This is a genomic window from Roseisalinus antarcticus (assembly GCF_900172355.1).
Lineage (GTDB): Bacteria > Pseudomonadota > Alphaproteobacteria > Rhodobacterales > Rhodobacteraceae > Oceanicola > Oceanicola antarcticus_A.
The window spans coordinates 1-2,259 of the sequence record NZ_FWFZ01000102.1 but is presented as its reverse complement, the minus strand read 5'-3'; the positions used below and the strand labels follow the sequence as shown (position 1 = coordinate 2,259).

The window sequence follows — 2,259 nt, the reverse complement described above, 5'->3', positions numbered from 1 at the left end:
GCTCGAAGTCGGTGCCGTCGAAGCTGAGCGTCCGGTCGTGATCGGTGAAGCCGAAGGTGACGCCATCGGCCCGCGTGATGCGCCAGCACCAGGCGAGTGTCGTCGTGCCCTCGTCGAGATGGGCCTGCAGAGCAGGCGAGAGGGATTTCATCGGCAGGTTCCTGTCATGCGGTCGTCGACATCGGCGATCCAGTCGGCCCAGTCCGGCGGCACAGCGGCGACCGTCTCGGCATCCGGCCGGGTGAGCCGCGCCTCGGCGTAGGAAGCACAGCCGGCGTCACCACCGCCCATCGTTGCGGCGCAGCCGCTCAGCAGGATTGCCGGCGCCGCGGCCGTCACGAACCGCGTCGCGTCCGCGCTCGACACGCTTGTTCTTGTCTTCCATGGCATCGCGTTCTGCCTCCCGTTTGCCCGCGCGCTTTGCTGCTGCGCGCCCCCAGACCCGGCCGAGGACGACACCTCCGACCGCGCCCAGAGCCGCGACTAACCAGATCAGGAACTCAGCCATCGCCCCGTTCCCCGCGCGTGGCGGCCACGCAGAGGGCGACGACGAAGACGCCCACGCTGCCGCCCACGATCATCCCTGCAAGACACTCAAGCATCGCCACGGAACCCGCGCTCGATCCGGTCGCGCAGACCGATCAGGCCCAGACCGAGGAACATCAGCCCCGCGGGCGAGGCATCGCCCGAGCCAGCGAGCAGAGCGACAAGGCGGGACAGCTCACTCAGCGGTCCGGTAGCGGGCAGCGCGAGGGCGGCAATGCCTGTGAGCATGGCGAGCAGTCCCGCCCACCAGGTCATGGAGTTGGGTCGAACGTAGCGCATGGGGATCAGGCCCTCCGGATTAGGGTGGAGAAGAAGGTGGCCAGCCGGGCGAGCCAGCCGGTCGGCGTCTCGGGGGTTGCGGGGACTGAGGGTCTGACAGGCTGCAGCAGAGCCAGAGCCTGGTCTTCGGTCAGCCGCCGGACCGGCCGCGAGAAATCCACGCGGCCCGTGCGGTCCACGGACCAGACCGGGATGGCCCCGCCGGGATAGCGGCCATGGCGGAACAGGTCGCGCTCCGCCTCGCGCCGTGGGATGATCTCCGCCGGCCGCCGCCAGTTCAGGAAGGCCTGCGCGGCAGCCTCGCGGTCGCCGGCGTTCAGGTGGCGGGTCAGCGCAGCCCGCGCGATGCCGCCGGTGTTGTAGTGGAAGCTGACCAGCGCATCGAACTCGTGCGGCGCCAGTGGTACCGTCACCGCGGCCCTGACCTCGGCCTCGTATGTCGCGAGGTCCGTGCGGAAGACCCGGAAAGCCTCGCCGATGCCCTCATCGAGATCGGCGGGCATGCCGCGGGGCATCTCGCCGGGATCGGGCGGTCCGGCCGCGGCCGTATGGCCGATGCCGAAGGTCCAGGTGCAGGTGGAATCGCGGTAGGGCGCGGGCACGATACCTTCGTGCCTGGCCAGGGCCAGCAGGCCACGATGTGACATTTTCTTGGCGGTCATCTCCATGGGATTACTCCAAAAACGAGAGGATCAGGATCAGCACCGCAACGGCGATGCCGACGCGCAGCCGGTGCGCAAAGCGCACCCGAGGGTCCTCGCACCCGCTCCGCAGCGCGCGGGCGAGGCGGAAAAGCTCAGTCATCCTTGCGCCCCTTCGCGGCGCGCAGCCGGGCGTGGACGACTTCGATGAAGGCCGGGCCGAAAACGCCGACGAGATAGGCGGCCGAGCCGGCGGGCCCGCCCGCAGGGATCGCGTCGGGGCGCAGCCCCAGCCACGCCGCGATGACGGCCATCGACAGGCTCCCCATGCCGGCCGCGATCAGCCCGCCGAGCAGGATGTGGCGCAACGCATCGCGCAGGCGCATCTTCGTGGTCAGCGCGTTCGTGGCGCCGCCGAGCGCGCCCCAGGCGGCGAGGATCACGGCGGTAGATGCTGCAAGTTCCCTGAGAACTGCTGCGATGAAGCCGGATCCGTCATTCATGGCGGATGCCCCGAGGTCTTGACGTTTGCATGGGGTCGCGCAGCACGGCTGCGACGGTGAGCGGGGACCGTGGCGCCGTCCTTCGGACCGCCGCGTAAGCCCCGCGAACGCCGGAATCGTTCATCGCCGGATCTCCAGAAGCGGAATTGAGGTAATCGAGCCGAGCCGCTCGAGGTCGAGGGTCACGTCGAGCGCGTCGGTGTCAAAACGGACAGGCACGTCGAAGGCGAAGCCTGCGGTGATCGCGACGCCCGCCGCCGGCGCGGTGGCGAAGGTGACGACGCCGCTGG

Annotated in this window: 8 protein-coding genes; all 8 read right to left on the bottom strand. The window is 69.8% G+C overall.

From position 1 onward, the window contains the following. Nucleotides 1-151 (bottom strand): baseplate hub domain-containing protein (locus ROA7023_RS23355; protein WP_143535737.1); only part of this gene is annotated, 151 nt, incomplete at its 3' end. Beyond that, on the bottom strand, nt 148-291 hold the full coding sequence (locus ROA7023_RS24650; RefSeq protein WP_159458653.1) for a hypothetical protein: 144 nt from the start codon (nt 289-291) through the stop codon (nt 148-150). The genes ROA7023_RS24650 and ROA7023_RS23355, both read right to left, overlap by 4 nt. Beyond that, nucleotides 278-508, bottom strand: coding sequence for a hypothetical protein (locus ROA7023_RS24265; RefSeq protein ID WP_089279789.1), 231 nt, complete (start codon nt 506-508; stop codon nt 278-280). The genes ROA7023_RS24650 and ROA7023_RS24265 overlap by 14 nt, the downstream gene beginning before the upstream one ends. Before the next feature lie 86 nt (nt 509-594). Next, a complete protein-coding gene (locus ROA7023_RS23345; RefSeq protein WP_141135939.1) occupies nt 595-774 on the bottom strand; it encodes a hypothetical protein in 180 nt (59 codons plus the stop codon). A 56-nt stretch (nt 775-830) separates the two neighbouring features. Continuing rightward, complete coding sequence (locus tag ROA7023_RS23340) at nt 831-1,493, bottom strand: lysozyme (protein WP_234992435.1); 663 nt, start codon at nt 1,491-1,493, stop codon at nt 831-833. 4 nt (nt 1,494-1,497) lie between these two features. Continuing rightward, a complete protein-coding gene (locus ROA7023_RS25540; protein WP_268808041.1) occupies nt 1,498-1,629 on the bottom strand; it encodes a hypothetical protein in 132 nt (43 codons plus the stop codon). Beyond that, nucleotides 1,622-1,969 carry a Clp protease/crotonase-like domain-containing protein gene (locus ROA7023_RS23335; RefSeq protein ID WP_085881328.1) on the bottom strand — a complete coding sequence of 116 codons (348 nt, stop codon included), beginning with the start codon at nt 1,967-1,969 and terminating at the stop codon, nt 1,622-1,624. Before ROA7023_RS23335 ends, ROA7023_RS25540 begins: the two co-directional genes overlap by 8 nt. 120 nt (nt 1,970-2,089) lie before the next feature. Beyond that, on the bottom strand, nt 2,090-2,259 hold a 170-nt coding region (locus ROA7023_RS23330; protein ID WP_200812596.1), incomplete at its 5' end, for a DUF2460 domain-containing protein.